Raw genomic sequence first — 19,616 nt, forward strand, 5'->3', positions numbered from 1 at the left:
TAATAGATAGTTATGTATAATGAAGATAAAAAACTGATCACAGAGATAACCCGTAAGAACAATATGGATGAGAATCTTGCAAAATTTGCAGATGCAGTCATGACGGCTGATTTCGAATATGCCTGTCAGAAATTTGCATTAAACTATGTCGTGATCCGTGAACTGATGGCAGACAAAGATTTTGCAGAGGATCCATATATTTATGAATGTGTTATGGGAATCAATAAGCTGGTCGGAACATATCTGGCAGGAGATGCGGATCAATTGGATGACAAGGATCTGGCGCTTATCTCCGAAATGAGAAATAAGATCACGGAGAAGATGAAGGTACTTACTGCATATACTGATGCGTTTGAGTTGTACGAATATATCCTGAACCGAAAAGAATATGGATTCGAGGAAAATGTGGACGAAGAACTTGAGAAGATGTTTGAGGAATTTGATGCAGAGCAGTTCAGCGCGGAGGTCTTTAACTTCATCTTTGCAGATAAGGATAAGGTAGCGGTAAATGCGAAGATCCAGCAGATCGTAGGTCAGCTTCCGCTTCGTATGACAAAGGCAAGATTTTACGATATTATCGGACAGACTTTATCAATTTATAATGGTTGTGAGATCAGTTCATTGGATGATTTTATAGAGACAGTAGAAGAAACTGCCTTATTACAGCTTCCGGAGAAATTCGAGACAGAATATTCTTCTCTGCATGAAGCGTACGAGATTATTAAAGAGGGAGATTATGCACATCTTGATTTTGACGGATACAGGAATCTGTCAACGGTTCTGGATAAAAGTGCAGGCTTTATCAATGATGTTGTATCTGATTATATGATGCTGATCGAGCTGGTAAATGATCTGTACAGCATGATGCTTGCGGCTGAATGCAAGTCAGGAGTATCGGAATCCTGTATGCGGGCATTATCTATTATCAGACGTATCTATGAATCCATGGAAAATGAAGATGAATTTCCAACGGATGCATATGATATGCTGGTTGCAAATGAAGGCGCACAGGAGGAAGCGGGAGAACACCGGATGGTGCTTGAAGCTCCGATCTATGATATCATATCTTCCAATCAGCCGGATATTATCCGCCTTGGTCTGGAGGATGCTTATCATCGTATTGATACACTGGAAAAACTGTTATCCGGCAGTATGTTTGTAGATATCGATCATGTGAAGATTGAGACAGGCGCACTTGCGGATTCTGAATATATTATTTCAAAAAAGGATAAACTCATAGAAGAATTCGGAGAGGTATTTACCGGAAACTCACAGGTAGTTAATCGTGCGGTCATGGCGAAGATACTTTCTACAATTCCTGTGTTCTTTAATACACAGCAGGAGATCAAAGATTATATTGATAATGCACTGGTGCGCTGTTCAAATCGCAGCGAGGTTCTTGCATGTTATGTGATCATTCAGGGAATTATGGAAGATTAGAGAGAGGTCTGACAGAGCAGGGGAGTGAAAAAATGACAATAGTAAAGCGGCTTTATACCGGAGTTATGCCGGATAAGACGGCATCCCGACTGATAAAAAGAATAAAAAAGCGGAAGCCCTGTGCGGATGTTTATGTCATAACACTTCCATTGTTTGAGGACGGGCTGTTAGAGGTTTATGAGGCAAATGAATTCCTGCAGCCGTACTATAAGAAACGAACGGATGATATCGTTATCGTTGGAATGTCGATGACAAAGGCCGGAGCGTTTTTTCTTATACGGGATATTATCCGGGATGTATATGGTACGACCGGAAAGTTTGATTGTAAGGACTATTTTCTATATGACATGACAGTGTGCTGATATAAGGGGAGCATATGTTACATATTTTCTTATTGATATTAAAGATTCTGTTGATTACAGTATTGATCCTGATAGGGCTTGTACTTGTACTGTTGCTTTTATTATTATTCGTTCCTGTCCGGTATCGGTTTTATGCAGAAAAACATGACAATTTTATATGCAAATTAAAAGCCTCATGGTTGGGTTTTGTATTCTGCTTCAAAGCAAATTATGATGAAAACGGCTTTGTATATTGGCTGCGGTCATTCGGCGGAACGCTGGTATCCAATGAAGATGGATTTTCGGAAGAAAGCCAGGAAGAAACAGATACGGAGACAGAAGCCGCAGAAAGTGAAAAAGAAATTCGTATGCGGGAAAAAGCTGAAGTCAGAGAAGCAAAAAAACTGAAAAAACAGGAAAAGGCAGAGACTCGAAAAGCAAAGAAACAGGAAAAACGCGAACAGGCAGAAGCCGAAAAAGCGAAAAAAACGGAAAAGCAGGAAGCAGAAGATGCTGAATCCGATCAGCCGGATGGTTTGTCAGATCAGATGATGCAGGATGCAGCTCCCGACAGAGAAGATAGAGATGCTAACCGGGAATTTGCAGAAGATCATTCGGAATTTCAAAAAAGTCCGGAGACGATATTTACCCATATCGGTAAGAAGTTCGACCGATTTGTTATTGCGGTAAAGGATAAGATCGAAGCAGTTGTAAGAAAACTGCGCCATATGAAAGATAAGGCGGAGCAGTATAAGAAATTCGTCCGGGCGGGTACAACGAAGCAGGCATTTCAGGTGTTAAAGCGAAACGTGATCCTGTTATTAAAGCATCTGAATCCGACAAAGATCAAAGGGCAGGTAACATATGGTTCAGGAGATCCGGCATCTACCGGAAAACAGCTTGGATATCTGAGTTTGATTTTACCGTTATATTATAATAAAATAGATATAACTCCGGATTTTTCCAAGAAGATATTGGAAGGGGATATTTTCATAAAAGGAAGAATCAGGGTTTATAATATATTATATTATTGCTGCAAGGTATACTTTAATAAATACGTGAAAAGATCTATGGCATATTTAAAAAAGATTTCGGGAGGAAATAAGTAATGGCAAATACAAATATTGACGGAACGATCAGCACTTTGTTTCATGGAATGGATGGATTTGTTTCATCCAAATCTGTAGTGGGAGATCCTATCAAGGTAGGAGATACGATCATTATTCCACTGCTTGATGTGAATTTCGGTATGGCGGCCGGTGCGTTCAATAAACAGACCGGCAATAATGCGGCCGGTGGTATCGGAGCAAAGCTCAGTCCGGCTGCGGTTCTGGTTATCTCAAACGGTAAGACAAGACTTGTTAATATTAAGAATCAGGATGCCATCAGCAAGATCATTGATATGGCACCTGAGATCGTTGACCGGATCACCGGCTTCTTTAAGAAGGAAAAGACAGAGGAAGAAGAGCAGATTGAACAGGCGGTAGAAGAAGCATCGAAACCGGCAGAGGAATAAAACAGACATAAAAGAAAAAGACTTTGCATATCTTATAGTGGTATGTGAAGTCTTTTTTTGGCGGTGATGTTGTTTGAAGCGTGTAGTTGGATTTGCCCTCTTTTTCGTTGCAATCGGAATGATATTCAGCTATCTGGTAGAAGGGTTTCTGGAATTTTTGATTATTGTAATCTTTTTTTTAATGGCATATATATTATTTTGCAGATGCTAAAAGTCAATGACCTGACCGGGTTACGGCAGGAGAGATTTTGAGAATTAATGATAGAAGCTTGGCCGGCAGTCTGAAAAAAGAAAACAAAAAAGACTGCCATTGTTTTATGGCAGTCTTTTTTAGAAAGAATACGAGGTGAACTATGCACGCTCAACCTTTCCAGATTTTAAACATGAAGTACAAACATAAATCTTCTTTGGAGAACCATCTACGATAGCCTTAACAGACTTAACATTTGATTTCCACATCTTATTTGCTCTTCTATGTGAATGGCTCACTTTGATACCGAAATGAGCACCTTTATTACAAACTGAACATTTTGCCATGATAGCACCTCCTTATTTTTATTAAACTTATCCTCTCATAAGTTCACAACAAATGTTACTATATCAGATAATTTTGTTATATGCAAGCATATTTTTAATTTTTTTAAAAAGAATAGACAATAAACGGTTGTCTTGAAATTTGCATATTCTCTGTTATAATAGAACTATATGTTTATAATTATGGTGAGACAGGTTTGCCTATTTTAAAATACACTTTTCAGAATGACAAGGAGATGGGATTCCTGCACATCATATAACAGGACAAAAGCATGGGAGGTTTTCTATGAACGAATATATAAATAATGATAATGGAACCGTCAGTCTGGATGAGAATGTGGTTGCACAGGTAGCAGGTATGACAGCACTCGATTGCTTTGGCATTGTTGGTATGGGTATTGTCAGTGTAAAAGACGGAATCGTAAAACAGTTAAAAGGAAACAATATCACGCAGGGAATTCATGTTACGTTTGATGAGAATGGAGATATTGTGGTAGAACTTCATATCGTTGTGGCATATGGTGTCAGTATCAAGGCTGTAACAGATAATCTGATGCAGTCTGTAAAATATAAAGTAGAAGATTTTACATCTCTTAAGGTCAGTCAGGTAAATGTATTTGTTGAAGATGTAAAGATTCTGGATTAGACGGAGGAACTGTAGAAGTGAAAAATACGATTGATGCACTTGCACTGAAGAAAGCATTTATAGCCGGTGCGAATAACCTTGATAATAAAAAAGATTATATTAATGAGCTGAATGTGTTCCCTGTACCGGATGGAGATACCGGTACAAATATGACAATGACGATTATGTCAGCAAAAAGGGAAGTTGAATCCTGTAAGGAGACAATGAGTGATATCGCAAAGGCAATGTCAACCGGTTCCCTTCGTGGAGCCAGAGGTAATTCAGGTGTAATCCTTTCTCAGCTTCTTCGTGGTTTCAGCAAGAAGATCGGGGATAAAACAGAGATCGGAGTAATCGAGATTGCTGATGCATTCCAGAAGGCGGTTGAGACAGCTTATAAGGCTGTTATGAAGCCAAAGGAAGGAACGATCCTTACAGTTGCCAGAGGTATTGCTACTAAGGCCAGAGAATGTGCAGGTACAGATATTACATTGGAGGAATTCTGCGAAACCATCATTAAGCATGGAGATGAAGTGCTTGCTTCCACACCGGAGTTGCTTCCGGTATTAAAAGAAGCCGGTGTTGTGGATTCCGGCGGACAGGGTCTGATGGAAGTATTAAAAGGTGCAGTTGACTGTATTCTCGGACGTGTCGTAATTGCAGATACAAAGCCTTCCGGAGCAGGAGTATCAGGTGTTGACAATTCAAAGTATTCTGAAGATCTGTCAGCCGATATCAAGTTCGGATATTGTACAGAATTTATTATTAATCTGGAAAAACCATACGGCATAAAAGAAGAAGACGATCTGAAACAGTTCTTAGAGTCGATCGGTGATTCCATTGTCTGCGTATCAGATGATGAGATCGTTAAGATCCATGTTCACACAAACCATCCGGGCCAGGCATTTGAAAAAGGTCTTACCCTTGGTTATCTGTCAAATATGAAGGTCGATAATATGAGACTGGAGCATCATGAGAAGGTCATCAAGCAGGCAGAACGGGAAGAAGCAGCCAGACAGGAAGCTGCAAGACAGGCAGAGAAAGAAAAACAGCAGCCAAAGAAACAATATGGTTTCATCGCAGTATCCATGGGTGATGGATTAAAGGAGTTCTTTACGGAGCTTGGAGTTGATTATGTGATCGAAGGTGGTCAGACGATGAATCCAAGCACTGAGGATATGCTGAATGCGATCGAGAAGGTTCATGCCGAGAATATATTTATATTCCCAAATAATAAAAATGTTGTTCTTGCAGCCAATCAGGCAGCCGGCTTATGTGAAGATAAGAATATCATCGTCCTTGCAACGGCAAATGCGCCACAGGGTATCAGTGCAATGATAGCGTTTGACAGTACGATGACATTAGAGGATAACAAAAACAATATGTTAGAAGCTGTATCAAATGTAAAGAGCGGACAGGTAACATATGCAGTCAGAGATACCTCCATCGATGGAAAGGCCATCCATGAGGGTGATATCATGGGTATCGGTGATAAGGGACTGGTATCCGTTGGTAATGACATTTCGGATGTTACATTTGATCTGATCAAAGATGCAGTAGATGAAGACAGCGAACTGATCAGTATTTATTACGGAGCAGATGTAAAGAAGGAGGATGCAGAGGCATTTGCGGCAAGAGTGGAAGAAAGCTTCCCGGACTGCGATGTACAGAACTACTATGGTGGTCAGCCAATCTATTATTACATTGTTTCTGTAGAATAAAGGGAGAAAAACTACATGGAATTAAAGGATAAGGTAACTTGCATTAAAGGGATAGGAGAAAAAACAGCCGGTAATCTGGCAAAGCTTGGTATCTCTACAGTGAGTGACCTTATCCATTATTATCCAAGAACTTATATTACATATATGGATCCTGTTGACATTCAGGATATACAGGCAGATGAGCGTCAGGCAGTAAGTGTGATGCTCAACAGTCGGGTGGAAGTGAAGAAGCTTCGCGGATTCTCGATTGCGACTGCCTATGCCAAAGATTATACCGGGACAATTAAACTGACATGGTTTAATTGTCCTTTTCTGCGTAATTATTTTCATATTGGAGATCGTTATATCTTTGTCGGAGAAGTGAAATATAAGAATGGCATGTATACGATGAGCCAGCCGGAGTACTATACAGTGCCCAAATATCAGGAAATTTTAAAAGAATGGCAGCCGGTATATGGTTGTACGGCGGGTATTACAAGCAAGACAATCCAGAAAGCGGTAAAGGGAACGCTTCCTCTGATTCAGACGCTTTCAGATTATATACCAGAGGACATTCGGGATGAATATGATCTGATGCGGGCAAATGAAGCTGTAACCCATATCCATTTCCCGGATACGGAGGATCACTTAAGAGCTGCGATCAAGCGGGTTGCTTTTGATGAATTTTATGAATTTATAGAGAATATGCATAGTCTGAAAGAACATGATACGGTGAAATACAATCAGGCGAAGATACCATTTACGGAGCAGGTGACAGGGTTTATCGAGAGTCTTCCGTATCGTCTGACAGGGGCACAGATGGATGCGGTTCGGGATATCATGGCAGATATGGATTCAGAGCATGTGATGAATCGTCTTGTGCAGGGGGATGTTGGTTCCGGTAAAACGATCGTTGCCGCAATCGCGTTATTTGCCTGTGCGACGCAGGGTTATCAAGGTGTGATCATGGCACCGACCGAGGTACTTGCAAATCAGCACTTTAAAGAACTGACCGGCTTATTTGAGCCATATGGAATCCATGTTGCGCTGTTGACCGGTTCGATGACGGCAAAGGAGAAACGGGAAGCGTATCAGGAGATTGCAGAGCATCGTGCGGATGTGATCGTCGGAACGCATGCGTTGATACAGGACAAGGTGGAATATGATAATCTGGCGCTTGTTGTAACGGATGAGCAGCATCGGTTTGGCGTAAGACAGAGAGAGAAATTATCGTTAAAAGGGGGAACGCCACATGTTCTTGTTATGAGTGCGACACCGATTCCGAGAACCCTTGCGATCATTATGTACGGAGATCTTGATATTTCGGTAATTAATGAACTGCCAGCAGGACGGATTCCGATCAAAAACTGTGTAGTGGATGAGAGCTACCGCCCGAAAGCACAGGCGTTTATCCGGGCAGAGGTTAAGAAAGGACATCAGGTCTATGTGGTATGCCCGATGGTGGAGGAAAGCGAAGCCTTAGATGATGTGGCAAATGTAGTTGAGTATTCGGAAGAACTGTCACAGAAGCTTGACAGCAGCATACATGTGGCCTATCTGCATGGCAAGATGACAGGGGATGAGAAGAACCGGATCCTGACGGATTTTTATGAAAAAAAGGTTGATGTACTGGTATCTACAACGGTTATCGAGGTAGGGATCAATAATCCGAATGCCACGGTTATGATGGTAGAAAATGCAGAACGGTTTGGACTGGCAGCCCTGCATCAGCTCCGTGGGCGTGTGGGACGTGGAAATCTGCAGTCTTATTGTATCTTTATCAGCGGAAAGAAAAATAAAGAAGTGATGGAACGGTTAAATGTTCTTGCAGATTCAAACGATGGCTTTTATATTGCGGGAGAAGATCTGAAACGAAGAGGACCGGGAGATTTCTTTGGCATCAGACAGAGCGGAGATGTGCTGTTTAAGATGGGAGATATCTATAAACATGCCGACATGTTAAAGGCAGCATCGGATGTCTATGAGAAATATGGTAGTCGTATACGGACGGAATTTGACCGAAGTGTCGCAGCAAGAAATGAGATGTATGGAAAACCGATATTATAAGGAGATTAGAACGATGGAGATAACAGAGGTAAAAGAACAGACAGATAAGATCTGTGAGAATATATCAAAGGTGTTGATCGGCAGAGAGAAAGAGATACGGGTGATACTGGCGGCACTTTATGCAGGAGGACATGTGCTGGTGGAGGACAGACCGGGAACCGGCAAGACACTTTTAGCAAAGACATTTGCCAAAAGCATCGGAGGGCAGTTTAAGAGAGTTCAGTTCACACCTGATCTTATGCCATCCGACATTACAGGCTTAAGTATTTATAATCGTAAATCAGAAGATTTTGTATTGGTGAAGGGACCTGTATTTACAAATATCCTGCTTGCAGATGAGATCAACCGTGCAACACCGAGAACACAATCCAGTTTGCTTGAGGCAATGGAAGAGCAACAGGTAACGATTGATGGAGAAAGTCATGCACTTGATACACCGTTTTTTGTTATTGCGACAGAGAACCCAATCGAGACGACTGGTACATATCCGCTTCCGGAAGCCCAGCTTGACCGTTTTCTTATAAAGATCTCCATGGGAGATAATTCAAAGGCTACAGAGGTTTCGATCATGGATCGTTTTATGTCTGAGAATCCGTTTGATACACTTCAGACGGTCTGTGATACAGATCATATAAAGACGATGCAGGAAGCGGTCAGAGAAGTTTTTGTTCATTCTTGCGTAAAGGAATATATTGCAGACATAATCCTTGCAACCAGGAATAACAGCCGGATACAGGTTGGTGCAAGCTCCAGAGGCACGATAGGACTTCTTCGTCTGTCGCAGGCATATGCTGCTATGGAGGGCAGAACCTTTGTCCGTCCGGATGATGTCCGTTATATGGCACCATATGTCCTTGCACATCGTGTGATCATGGCAGGACACATGGATGAGAAAAAGGAAAAGACAGTGATCAGGGAACTGGTCGATCAGATCGCTGTTCCGGTTGAAGATTGGGAGAATTAATATGGAGATACTGATAGCAGTATTGTGCTTTTTGGTGATCTATCTCGGACAGACTGTTGTTTACCGCAAATACTGGGATCAGGGGCTTTCTCTTGATCTGGATTTTGATGACAGGTATCTGGAGATTGGCGACAAATCAGGGATAACAGAGACAATTACAAATCGAAAGATGCTGCCTCTTACAACTTTACATGTGAAGTTTTCCACAGCGAGATCCTTGCAGTTTCAGGAAAATGAGAATGCGGTTGTTACGGATTTTTATCATAGAAATGATCCGTTTTCGATTATGGGAAACCGGAAGGTAGTCAGAAAGCTTTCATTTACGGCGAAAGAACGAGGATTGTTTTTTATCAGTGCTGTAAAGCTGATGGCAAAGGATTTTCTGATGTCGAAGACATTTGCGCTGTCTGTAGAAAATCAGGCATTTCTGTATGTTTTCCCTGAAAAACTTTCTAATATACAGCTTGATACTGTCTTGGATGGTATGTTGGGTGATCTGACATCAAGGAGAAGTCTTTTTCCGGATCCGTTTGCTTTTTCCGGCCTGCGGACTTACAGCGTGGGAGACCCGAGAAAGAGCATTAACTGGAAAGCAACAGCCAGATGCGACGACCTGATGGTAAATGTATATGAGCACACGGCAGAACAGAGGGTGAAGATACTTGTCTGTCTGGAGCCGAACACCATGATAAGAGTTCATTATATACAGGAAATGTGTATCAGTATAGCATCCACGGCAGCATCTTACTTTCTGGATAACCGGATTCCTGTCATGATACGGGCAAATGGATATGATCTGTTATCCGGTGAGATGGAATGGGTGGATTTTGGTTCTTCCGGAGAACATCGATTTACGGTTGATAAATATCTGGCACGAATAACGGAAAATGCCGGGATCGATAGATTTGTTGAAGTCTTGAAGCAGGAAGTGACAGATGTAGACAGCAATACAACATATCTCATCGTATCTGCATACCATAAAAAGGATTTGCTGGATGAGCTTGATCATATGGCTGAAAAAGGAAAAAACATTTATATGATAGTTCCATATCTGGATATACAGAGGTGCGATGATATCAGACCTTATCTTCATGGAATGGAGGTAGAGTTAAATGACACATAAGATATATTGGGCAGAGCGAGGATTGCGTTATCTTTATGAGGTGGTAACGGCGGAATTGTTCATGTATACATTCTGCATGATATTTATGAGACAAGATCCGCGGTTTGTGGATGCCATTTGGATCGCAGGAATATTTCTGTTGTCCTATCTGATCAGAGATTTTGCACCGAATCATATATTACTTACCGTTGGACATCTGGTGCTTGCGGGACTTTTAGTTATCTTGCCGGGCACAGTATGGATCCGAACGGTTACAGGGATTTATGATATCGGGTATCTGCTGCCATGTGCGGTAGCTTATGCAAAGAGAGGTTCCGGACTTACAGATATGAGCGAACCATGGCCATCGATCTTAGCAGGGATTTTTGTTTATTTTGCAAGTATCGGCATGGAACTTCCTGTTTTGTCGAACCTGTCTTATATTGCAGTTGCATTACTTATGGCTATATATATGATGATCCGGTATATACAGGGGTTGAAACGCTATATCTCACAGACAACAGAAGTATCGGAGCAATCCATTCGGGATATCGCATTTATAAATGGCAGGGTTGTATTATTCCTTGCAGTGCTTGTGTTGTTATTAATGGGAGCCTGTCGTTTCCTTGATCTGTCCGGGTTTGTAAATGTACTTGCGCGTGCATTTGCAAAGGTAGTTCAGACAGTATTTGGTGCGATCATGGTCATATGGGTATTTGTGCTGACGCTGCTTACGAAGGGAGGACCGGCAGCAACCAGTCTCGATTATCAGGATACCTTAAATGAATATTATCAGAACAGTGTAAAGGGATATGATGTATTTACCTTGATATTAAAGGTATTTGTAGTTCTTCTTCTGATATTCTTTCTGGTACGGATATTGTTGCAGGTGATCCGTTTCCTTTTGAAACCGAGAAGTTATGCAGATGATGTGATCGAGCTTATCGCCGAAGAACCGAATCAATATAAAGAACGTATAACAAACAGACGCATAATGCACAGGTTGACAGCTGAAGAACAGGCAAGAAAAATTTATAAGAAGTCGATCCTGCGATATAAGGATGTGATTACACTTAACAAACGGATGACCTGTGAAGATATCAGGCAGGAGATAACAGAGACGGAGGTTGGAAATGTAGAGGGTATTTCTGCCATATATGAACAGATCCGATATGGAGCAGGAGAAGTGGACAACTATGTTATACGAGAAATGAAAGCAGCATCAGTCCAGAATAAAAGGGTGAATAAAAAAGAAAATAAAAAGGGAGTAGTGCAAAAATGAACCAGAAGAAAAAGACGATCGTATTATGGGGAGTCATCATAGTACTTGCAGCGGCTGTTGTGGCACTGTCAGTTATACTGGTGACAAAAAGTCGGAAAAATAATGATCCGGACGGACAGAAGAATGCCGGAACAGAAGCTGTGATAGAGGGATCCGGGCAGGATGCGGAGCAAAAGGCTGAGGATGGCGCTGATCAAAAGAAGGAAAAGGGTGCATCCGATACTCAGAAGTCGACAGATGACAAGAAGACCTTATATGCAGAAGTAACGGTTGGAAGTACATGGGAGAATAATGGAATGACAGCCGCTACAGAGACGGTCACGATCTATAATAAGACCGATAAAGCTGCAACGGATTGGAGCGTTGATCTGGAATTTTCCGGGAAAGTAACGATCGACCAGCTCTGGAATGGAAAGTATACGGCAGATGAATCGGTGGTTCATGTAACCGCAGAAAGTTATAATGAGGAGATACCGGCTGGTGGCAGCATTGATTTTGGATATAATTTATCAGCATCGGATGTGAAGCCTGTTCGTTGTACATTGATGATCGCAGGAAAAGAAGTAACAACTGTCACCGGTGATGATCAGCAGAAAAATGATGAGAACGCAGAAGTGAAAACAAATACCGGTGAGAAGGCAGCTCAGACAGATGGGCAGTCTGTTGACAGTGATAAAAAAGATCAGTCCGGAAGTAATAAGGTCACAGATACTAAAAACGGTAAAAAAGAAGATAATCCGTATAAGGCACATGGAAAGCTTGCGGTATCAGGAACGGATCTGGTGGATGCATCAGGCAGTAAATTCCAGTTAAAAGGTGTCAGTACACACGGACTTACCTGGTTTGCTGATTTTGTAAGCAAGGACACTTATCAGTATTTCAAAGATTCCTTTGGTATCAATCTGGTACGTTTTGCTATGTATACAGATACAGGAGATTCCTATGGATATTGTTCAGGCGGAAATAAATCAGAGATCGAGGAGCTTCTGGGAAAAGGTGTTGATGCAGCAACGGATCTTGGATTGTATGTGATAATTGACTGGCATATTTTAAATGACAATGATCCAAATATGCATATAGATGATGCAAAGGATTTCTTTGACCGGATATCAAAGAAATATGCTTCTTACGGAAATGTGATCTATGAGATCGCAAATGAACCAAATGGTGGTACAACCTGGGATTCTGTAAAGAGCTATGCGGAAACGATCATCCCGATCATACGAAAAAATGCACCGGATGCCATTATCATTGTCGGAACACCAACCTGGAGTCAGGATGTGGATGTGGCAGCTGCAGATCCGATCACAGATCAGACCAATCTGATGTATGCGGTTCATTTCTATGCCGCAACCCATAAGGATGATCTGAGAAATAAGGTTCAGTCGGCACTTGATTCCGGACTCCCGATTTTTGTATCAGAGTTTGGCTTGTGTGATGCATCAGGAAACGGTTCGATTGATTATGATCAGTCTGATGCATGGTTTGATCTGATCAATGATAAGAACTTAAGCTATGCGGCATGGAATATCTCAAACAAAGCTGAAACGTCATCATTATTTGATTCCTCCTGTACAAAGACAAGCGGTTTTACAGATGATGATCTGTCAGACAGCGGAAGGTATATTAAGGAAAAAATTGAGAGTTTCTATTGACAAAAGGGATGAAATATATACAATAAAAAAAGATTTTAACAACCTATGGGAGATCATGATTTATGAGAGTAATAGCGGGAACTGCCAGAAGTCTTCGGCTGGAAACGATCGACACGATGGATACCAGACCGACAACCGATCGGATCAAAGAGACCTTATTTAATATCATATCGAGAGAATTGCCGGATTGTACATTCCTGGATCTGTTCAGCGGAAGCGGTGCGATTGCGATCGAAGCATTGAGTCGTGGAGCAAAACAGGCAGTCCTTGTAGAACAGAACCGGAAAGCGGTTGACTGCATTAACCGGAATCTGGAATTTACGAAATTGAAAGATAAGGCAAGAGTCATCACAGGAGACTGTGTTGCAGCGATCGACAGTCTGGAACGGTCAGGACTTGTGTTTGATATTATATTTATGGATCCGCCATATGGAAAATTATTGGAAAAACAGGTGCTGAACCGTCTTGCATCATCCGGCATTGTTGATAAGAATACCTGGATCATTGTAGAATCAGATCTGGATACGGAATACGATTATCTGACCGATATAGGATATGAGATCGATCGTGTGAAGAAATACAAGACAAATAAGCATACATTTATACAGGAGATTCTATAAAAATGAGCAGTGCAATATATCCGGGAAGCTTTGATCCCGTAACATTAGGACATCTTGATATTATCAGACGCTCTGCGGAGATGTTTGACGAAGTTATAATCGGTGTTTTGAATAATACTTCAAAAACTCCATTGTTTTCTGTAGAAGAACGTGTTAATATGTTGTCTGAAGTGGTGTCAGACATACCGAATGTTCGTGTTGAGAGTTTTGGAGGTCTGCTGATTGATTTTGCCAGACAGAATGGGGTGAAGACGATCATCAGAGGCTTAAGGGCTGTAACCGATTTTGAATATGAATTACAGATCGCGCAGAGTAATCGCAAGGTTGCTCCTGAGATAGACACCGTATTTTTGACAACCAGTATTGATTATGCATATCTGAGTTCCAGTATCGTAAAAGAGTATGCCAGCTTTGGTGTAGATGTGGAACAGTTTGTACCAGCAGGAGTTGTCGATCGGATAAAAGAAAAATATAGCAGATAGTATTAGGAGGAAATAAGTCATGGCAAAAAAAGGCATTGAGGAAATGATTTCCGAGATTGAGATTTTTATAGATAATTGTAAGTATAAACCATTGTCATCCAGTATGATTATTGTTCCAAAGGATGATCTGGAACAGATGCTGAATGAATTAAAATTAAAGCTTCCAAATGAAATTGAGCGTTGCAAGAAGATCATGCGTAACAAGGAAGCCATACTTGCAGATGCCAGAACAAGGGCAGATTCCATTATTACAGAATCTGTTGCAGAGGCAAATAAGCTGGTTGATCAGAGTCAGATCGTAGAACTTGCAAATATCCGTGCGAATGAGATTTTAGATATGGCAAGAAGTCAGGCTGATCAGATTGTAAACGAAGCAAATGCAGATGCAAACGAGATTCGTCTGGGTTCTATGTATTACACGAAGGATAAGCTTACAGAGGTCAGCAATTATATTAATGCAACATTAGAGGCTGAAAAGACAAATTACGATAACCTGATTCAGTCCTTACAGTCAAATCTGGATATTGTATTGAATAATACAAATGAGATTAATGGAGATATTGCAAATATGACCGGAGCAGCACAGCAGGCTGTAGCTCCTGAAGAAGCTACACAGACAGCATCAGAGGAGAATAATACAACTGTAGAAAATGAGCAGGATTATAACGTATATGGTAAGACAGAATACTCCAATGATGACGAAGATGACGAGGATGATGATTTTGACGATGATTTTTTAGATGATTAGGAATTTATATCCTGTAATTTAAGAATAAAAGCGTCATTAGATAACTGAATACAGCGCAGATACATTTACCGAATGTATAGCGTACAAAAGACAGCTTTGTATCTTTTAAAATGTGCATGGACTGGAAGAGGGATGAGACTCCTCCGAACGATGTAACAGAAAGGATCAGAGCTGTTTTTTGTATGGAAGAAAGTGGAAAAACGGATAATTCGGACAGACCTTTTGTTATCTCCAGGTAGCATGCCAGAATATGGAAAGTTGGTATATTTCCTCCACATGCAATCGCAAGGTTATACAAAACGGAGAAAACAGCGACATAGATTCCTATAACGGTGATGGTTGTTATACTGTTTTCGATAACAGATGGTGCATTGCTTTCATTCCGTGTTGCGGCGTATTCGGACAGAGTAAAAGGTGAAATGTGCAAAGCAGTTTTAGATATCAGATAATATAGAACAGCATAGCAGATCTGTGGCAGGTAGATGATTGCCAGTACGGTGATAGTATTTATCTGTCCGTTCAGATATTGGTTACAGACATATCCCATCAGAAACATAGGACTGATGTTGTTGCAGAGGGGCATAATGGCATGGGCGAAATTTTTTGATATGACTTGATTTTTGTAGAGCCTGCCTATAGCAATCGCGCCGACCGGGTAGCCGCAGAACAGACCGCATAAGAATAACAGAATCAGACAGCCTGCCCGGTTTGGATGGTTCCAGTCGATCATCGAGAGAAAGAAGCCGGAGATTAGAAGAAATGGGAGCAGAAGGGGCACCAGATTGTTATACCACAACACAAGACCCTCTGCGAAACTTTTGGAAACAAAGGAAGAATTCAGGCAAAGGACGATAATAAGCAGGATGAAAGCCGGATATAAGAAGAATGAGCGGACCGATAAGACAGAAGGATGCTTCATAAGGAAAACTCCAGTTCATGTGTTCATCAGTATTTTATGAAAAAAGCGTGATTACTATGAATTATAAATTGAAAGAAGTAGACATTAATTAATATAAATCAGCCGGGCAGGCTGGTGGCAGGAATTTTAAATAAGAGAATATCTTTTCAAATAAAAATAGTTGAAAAAGAGAAGAAAACTGAGTATAGTTAAGCTGCTATTACAGGAGGTAGATAAAATGATAAAAACATGTTTTGAAAATGTAAAGATGAAAACTCCACTGGTGCATAATATCACGAATTATGTAACAGTAAACGATGTTGCAAATGTGCTTCTGGCATGTGGAGGAAGTCCGATCATGGCAGATGATATTGACGATGTAGAAGATATCACCAGTATCTGTGGTGGCTTAAATATTAATATTGGAACCTTAAATAAGAATACGATCCCATCTATGCTTGCCGCCGGCAAAAAGGCAAATGAGCTGGGACATGCCGTGCTGCTTGATCCGGTGGGCGCAGGTGCCAGCAGACTTCGTACGGAGACAGCGATAAAGCTTTTAAATGAAATAAAATTTGATGTGATTCGTGGAAATATATCCGAGATCAAGACACTTGCATTTGGTTCCGGCAGTACAAAAGGCGTAGATGCAGATGTGGCAGATGCAGTCACAGAAGATACTCTCGATCCGGCAGTTACTTTTGTGAAGAAACTTGCGGGAAAACTTGGCTGTATCATCGCTGTTACAGGTGCAATCGATCTGGTAGCAGATGCAGATACCTGTTATGTGATCCGGAACGGAAGACCGGAGATGGGTAAGATCACAGGAACCGGATGCCAGTTGTCCGGTCTTATGACAGCTTATCTGACAGCAAATCCGGATAACAAACTGGAAGCTGCTGCAACTGCCGTTATACTGATGGGAGTTGCCGGAGAAGTCGGATTTGCGAATATGGAGTCTACAGATGGCAATTCAACTTATAGAAACCGCATTATTGACGCAATCTATAATATGGATGCAGATAAGCTTTGCAGTATGGCAAAGTGTGAGATCAGATAAGGAGTGAATGAGGCTATGAGTAAGCAGACAAATACAAAACCGGAGGAGCTTCTGCTATATGCAGTAACAGACAGACACTGGTTGAACGGTGCAACTCTGATCAGTCAGGTAGAGGCAGCATTAAAAGGCGGAGCGACCTTTATCCAGCTTCGTGAGAAAAATCTGGATGATGAAGCATTTTATAAAGAAGCGCTTGAGATCCAGAAATTATGTAGAAACTATAAGGTTCCTTTTGTGATCAATGACAATGTAGAGCTTGCAAAGAAGATCGGAGCGGATGGTGTTCATGTCGGACAGTCTGATATGGAGGCCTTAGATGTCAGAAAGGTGCTGGGAGACGATAAGATCATCGGAGTATCCGCACAGACAGTGGAACAGGCAGAACTGGCTGAAGAGCATGGAGCGGATTATCTGGGCGTTGGTGCGGTATTTCCAACCGGATCCAAGGATGATGCAACAGAAGTCAGTTTTGAGACGTTAAAGGAAATCTGTGAGCATGTGCATATCCCGGTTATTGCAATCGGCGGCATAACCAGAGATAATGTTGTGAAATTAAATCAAAGTGGAATTTGTGGTATCGCAGTTATCAGTGCGATCTTTGGTCAGACAGATATTGAGGCTGCCACGGCAGATCTAAAAAAACAGACAAAGAAGATGTTAGGAGAATAAGGATGATAAAAGGTGCGATCTTTGATATAGACGGAACACTGATCGATTCTATGGAAATGTGGGAACATGCGGCAGAACGGTATCTGGCAGGAATGGGTATCGAAGCAGAACCCCATCTCCAGAAAAAACTGTATACCTTTACGATTACAGAATCGGCAGAATATCTTAAGAAGAATTACAGTTTATCAAAAACGATTCTTGAGATCATAGATGGGATCAATGAAACGATTGGTGCATTTTACAGAAATGAAGCAGAACCAAAGCCGGGGATCATAGAGTTCTTATCTGCCTTACAGGAGCGGAAGATCCCAATGACAGTAGCGACTGCGACAGACAGGGTTCATATCGAAGCCGTACTGAAGCATAATCATATGGATCATTTTTTCAAAAAGATCCTTACCTGCTCGGAGGTAGGAATTGGAAAAGAACATCCGGACATCTATATTCAGGCAGCAAAGTATATGCAGACGAACATTGCTGATACATGGGTGTTTGAAGATGCTTATCATGGCGCAAGGACAGCATTTGACGCAGGCTTCAAAGTATGTGGTATCTATGATGCTGCGAGTGCGGAGCATATAAATGAGTTGAAAAAATATAGTACGCTGTATGTTGACAATACAAAGGAATTATATAATATTTTCTTCCTTTAAAGAAACCGGTATGATACAGAATTGATAAAAATGTACAGCAGACAGGAACAGACCGGTAACGAAAGTATTTGTAAAAGTAAAGGAGACAAAAGGGTTGAAGACAGTTCTTACAATAGCCGGAAGTGATTCCAGCGGCGGTGCGGGAATCCAGGCAGATATAAAGACCATTATGGCAAATGGTTGTTATGCCATGAGCGCGATCACGGCATTAACTGCCCAGAATACGATGGGTGTAACAGGAATTCAGGAAACATCATCCGAGATGCTCGCCTTACAGCTTGATGCTGTATTTACGGATATCCGGCCGGATGCGATTAAGATCGGCATGGTCGCTTCTGAGAAACTGATCCGTGTGATCGCAGATAAAATAAAGGAATATCAGGCAGAACATGTGGTAGTGGATACTGTTATGGTATCAACCAGTGGACACCGGCTGATCGACGAAGATGCGATCGGTGCTTTAAAAGAATGTCTGCTTCCGATCGCAGAGGTCATTACTCCGAATATTCCAGAAGCAGAGGTATTGGCCGAAATGACGATCCGTGATGAACAGGATATGGTTCGTGCAGCTGAAAAAATATCAAAAGTCTATGGCTGTGCGGTTCTCTGCAAGGGAGGACACAGTATCAACGATGCAAATGATGTCTTATATTCGGACGGAAAAGTCAACTGGTATTATGGAAAACGAATCGATAATCCGAATACTCATGGAACCGGATGCACACTATCAAGTGCAATCGCATCAAATCTTGCAAAAGGGTATAAGATCGATGAGGCGATAAGAAACGCAAAAGATTATATATCCGGTGCGCTTGCGGATGGCATGGATCTGGGACATGGAAGCGGACCTATGAATCATGGCTTTGATCTGAAAAGCAGATTTGCAGAATCATGAAAAAAGTGGTTGCGAATCTCAAATGACTATGTTATTATGGACAAAGTTGGTGTATAAGTGCATTTGACACCAGAACACTTGGAATGGAGGTGGCAATATGGTAAAGACAATTATCATGGTCGTATATGTAATTATATGTATAGCATTAACAATTATTGTCCTGTCACAGGAAGGTAAATCAGCCAGTCTGACAAGTTCAATTACCGGCGGTAATTATGATAATTCATACTGGGGCAAGAATAAAGGAAGTTCAAAAGATGCGGTTCTCAGAAAGATCACAACAGTGCTTGGTATTCTTTTTATAGTAATTGCATTGCTTCTTGATTCTAAGCTGTTCTAGTTCATATACAGAATTTATCAGTGCT

21 protein-coding genes are annotated in these 19,616 nt (G+C 41.4%); 19 read left to right on the forward strand and 2 right to left on the reverse strand.

Features of this window, described 5'->3' with window-relative positions; all coding sequences use genetic code 11:
* The first annotated feature begins 12 nt into the window (after window positions 1-12).
* Genes DWW85_RS03275 through DWW85_RS03290 form a run of 4 tightly spaced genes read left to right on the forward strand, consistent with a single transcriptional unit; the run spans window position 13 to window position 3,297 of the window.
* Complete coding sequence (locus tag DWW85_RS03275) at window positions 13-1,440, forward strand: hypothetical protein (protein WP_117807504.1); 1,428 nt, start codon at window positions 13-15, stop codon at window positions 1,438-1,440.
* Window positions 1,441-1,472: 32 nt separating this feature from the next.
* Complete coding sequence (locus DWW85_RS03280; protein WP_117807505.1) at window positions 1,473-1,802, forward strand: hypothetical protein; 330 nt, start codon at window positions 1,473-1,475, stop codon at window positions 1,800-1,802.
* A 14-nt stretch (window positions 1,803-1,816) separates the two neighbouring features.
* Window positions 1,817-2,890 (forward strand): DUF2953 domain-containing protein, encoded by a 1,074-nt coding sequence (locus tag DWW85_RS03285; RefSeq protein WP_242996012.1) that lies wholly within the window; start codon window positions 1,817-1,819, stop codon window positions 2,888-2,890.
* Window positions 2,890-3,297, forward strand: a complete 408-nt coding sequence (locus DWW85_RS03290; protein WP_117784793.1) for a spore germination protein GerW family protein — start codon at window positions 2,890-2,892, stop codon at window positions 3,295-3,297. The genes DWW85_RS03285 and DWW85_RS03290 overlap by 1 nt, the downstream gene beginning before the upstream one ends.
* 351 nt (window positions 3,298-3,648) lie before the next feature.
* On the opposite strand, the gene rpmB is transcribed toward DWW85_RS03290, so the two are convergent.
* Complete coding sequence (gene rpmB / locus DWW85_RS03295; RefSeq protein WP_008400961.1) at window positions 3,649-3,834, reverse strand: 50S ribosomal protein L28; 186 nt, start codon at window positions 3,832-3,834, stop codon at window positions 3,649-3,651.
* Window positions 3,835-4,117: 283 nt separating this feature from the next.
* On the opposite strand from rpmB, the gene DWW85_RS03300 reads away from it, so the two are divergent.
* The 10 genes from DWW85_RS03300 to DWW85_RS03345 all read left to right on the forward strand — a co-directional run bounded on the left by DWW85_RS03300 (window position 4,118) and on the right by DWW85_RS03345 (window position 15,076).
* On the forward strand, window positions 4,118-4,477 hold the full coding sequence (locus DWW85_RS03300) for an Asp23/Gls24 family envelope stress response protein (RefSeq protein WP_008400960.1): 360 nt from the start codon (window positions 4,118-4,120) through the stop codon (window positions 4,475-4,477).
* 17 nt (window positions 4,478-4,494) lie between these two features.
* Window positions 4,495-6,177, forward strand: coding sequence for a DAK2 domain-containing protein (locus DWW85_RS03305; protein ID WP_117807506.1), 1,683 nt, complete (start codon window positions 4,495-4,497; stop codon window positions 6,175-6,177).
* Window positions 6,178-6,192: 15 nt separating this feature from the next.
* Window positions 6,193-8,223: an ATP-dependent DNA helicase RecG gene (gene recG, locus DWW85_RS03310; RefSeq protein ID WP_117807507.1), complete on the forward strand. Its 2,031-nt coding sequence runs from the start codon at window positions 6,193-6,195 to the stop codon at window positions 8,221-8,223.
* A 13-nt stretch (window positions 8,224-8,236) separates the two neighbouring features.
* Window positions 8,237-9,187 (forward strand): MoxR family ATPase, encoded by a 951-nt coding sequence (locus tag DWW85_RS03315; protein WP_117807508.1) that lies wholly within the window; start codon window positions 8,237-8,239, stop codon window positions 9,185-9,187.
* A gap of 1 nt (window position 9,188) precedes the next feature.
* Window positions 9,189-10,310: a DUF58 domain-containing protein gene (locus tag DWW85_RS03320; protein WP_117807509.1), complete on the forward strand. Its 1,122-nt coding sequence runs from the start codon at window positions 9,189-9,191 to the stop codon at window positions 10,308-10,310.
* Window positions 10,300-11,571 (forward strand): hypothetical protein, encoded by a 1,272-nt coding sequence (locus DWW85_RS03325; protein WP_117807510.1) that lies wholly within the window; start codon window positions 10,300-10,302, stop codon window positions 11,569-11,571. Before DWW85_RS03320 ends, DWW85_RS03325 begins: the two co-directional genes overlap by 11 nt.
* Entirely contained in the window at window positions 11,568-13,226 is a 1,659-nt protein-coding gene (locus DWW85_RS03330; protein WP_117807511.1) for a cellulase family glycosylhydrolase, read from the forward strand. The genes DWW85_RS03325 and DWW85_RS03330 overlap by 4 nt, the downstream gene beginning before the upstream one ends.
* A 62-nt stretch (window positions 13,227-13,288) precedes the next feature.
* Complete coding sequence (gene rsmD / locus DWW85_RS03335; protein ID WP_021943953.1) at window positions 13,289-13,846, forward strand: 16S rRNA (guanine(966)-N(2))-methyltransferase RsmD; 558 nt, start codon at window positions 13,289-13,291, stop codon at window positions 13,844-13,846.
* Window positions 13,847-13,848: 2 nt separating this feature from the next.
* Window positions 13,849-14,328, forward strand: a complete 480-nt coding sequence (gene coaD / locus DWW85_RS03340; RefSeq protein ID WP_117807512.1) for a pantetheine-phosphate adenylyltransferase — start codon at window positions 13,849-13,851, stop codon at window positions 14,326-14,328.
* Window positions 14,329-14,347: 19 nt separating this feature from the next.
* Complete coding sequence (locus DWW85_RS03345; protein WP_117807513.1) at window positions 14,348-15,076, forward strand: hypothetical protein; 729 nt, start codon at window positions 14,348-14,350, stop codon at window positions 15,074-15,076.
* A 4-nt stretch (window positions 15,077-15,080) separates the two neighbouring features.
* Here DWW85_RS03345 and DWW85_RS03350 read toward each other — a convergent pair whose 3' ends face one another.
* Window positions 15,081-15,806: a hypothetical protein gene (locus tag DWW85_RS03350; RefSeq protein ID WP_181986491.1), complete on the reverse strand. Its 726-nt coding sequence runs from the start codon at window positions 15,804-15,806 to the stop codon at window positions 15,081-15,083.
* Window positions 15,807-16,212: 406 nt separating this feature from the next.
* Between DWW85_RS03350 and thiM the strand changes: the two genes are divergently transcribed.
* From thiM to secG, 5 genes are all read left to right on the forward strand, one after another.
* Window positions 16,213-17,034 (forward strand): hydroxyethylthiazole kinase, encoded by an 822-nt coding sequence (gene thiM, locus DWW85_RS03355; protein WP_117807515.1) that lies wholly within the window; start codon window positions 16,213-16,215, stop codon window positions 17,032-17,034.
* A gap of 15 nt (window positions 17,035-17,049) precedes the next feature.
* Window positions 17,050-17,703 carry a thiamine phosphate synthase gene (thiE, locus tag DWW85_RS03360; RefSeq protein WP_117807516.1) on the forward strand — a complete coding sequence of 218 codons (654 nt, stop codon included), beginning with the start codon at window positions 17,050-17,052 and terminating at the stop codon, window positions 17,701-17,703.
* A 2-nt stretch (window positions 17,704-17,705) separates the two neighbouring features.
* The gene (locus DWW85_RS03365) at window positions 17,706-18,356 is read left to right on the forward strand and encodes an HAD family phosphatase (RefSeq protein WP_021943947.1); all 651 of its coding nucleotides are present in this window, start codon (window positions 17,706-17,708) and stop codon (window positions 18,354-18,356) included.
* Between the two features lie 94 nt (window positions 18,357-18,450).
* Complete coding sequence (gene thiD, locus DWW85_RS03370; RefSeq protein WP_117807517.1) at window positions 18,451-19,251, forward strand: bifunctional hydroxymethylpyrimidine kinase/phosphomethylpyrimidine kinase; 801 nt, start codon at window positions 18,451-18,453, stop codon at window positions 19,249-19,251.
* 97 nt (window positions 19,252-19,348) lie between these two features.
* Window positions 19,349-19,591, forward strand: a complete 243-nt coding sequence (secG, locus tag DWW85_RS03375) for a preprotein translocase subunit SecG (RefSeq protein ID WP_117807518.1) — start codon at window positions 19,349-19,351, stop codon at window positions 19,589-19,591.
* Window positions 19,592-19,616 lie beyond the last annotated feature (25 nt).

The organism is Clostridium sp. AF17-21AC (genome assembly GCF_003461365.1).
Classification (GTDB): domain Bacteria; phylum Bacillota; class Clostridia; order Lachnospirales; family Lachnospiraceae; genus Coprococcus; species Coprococcus ammoniilyticus.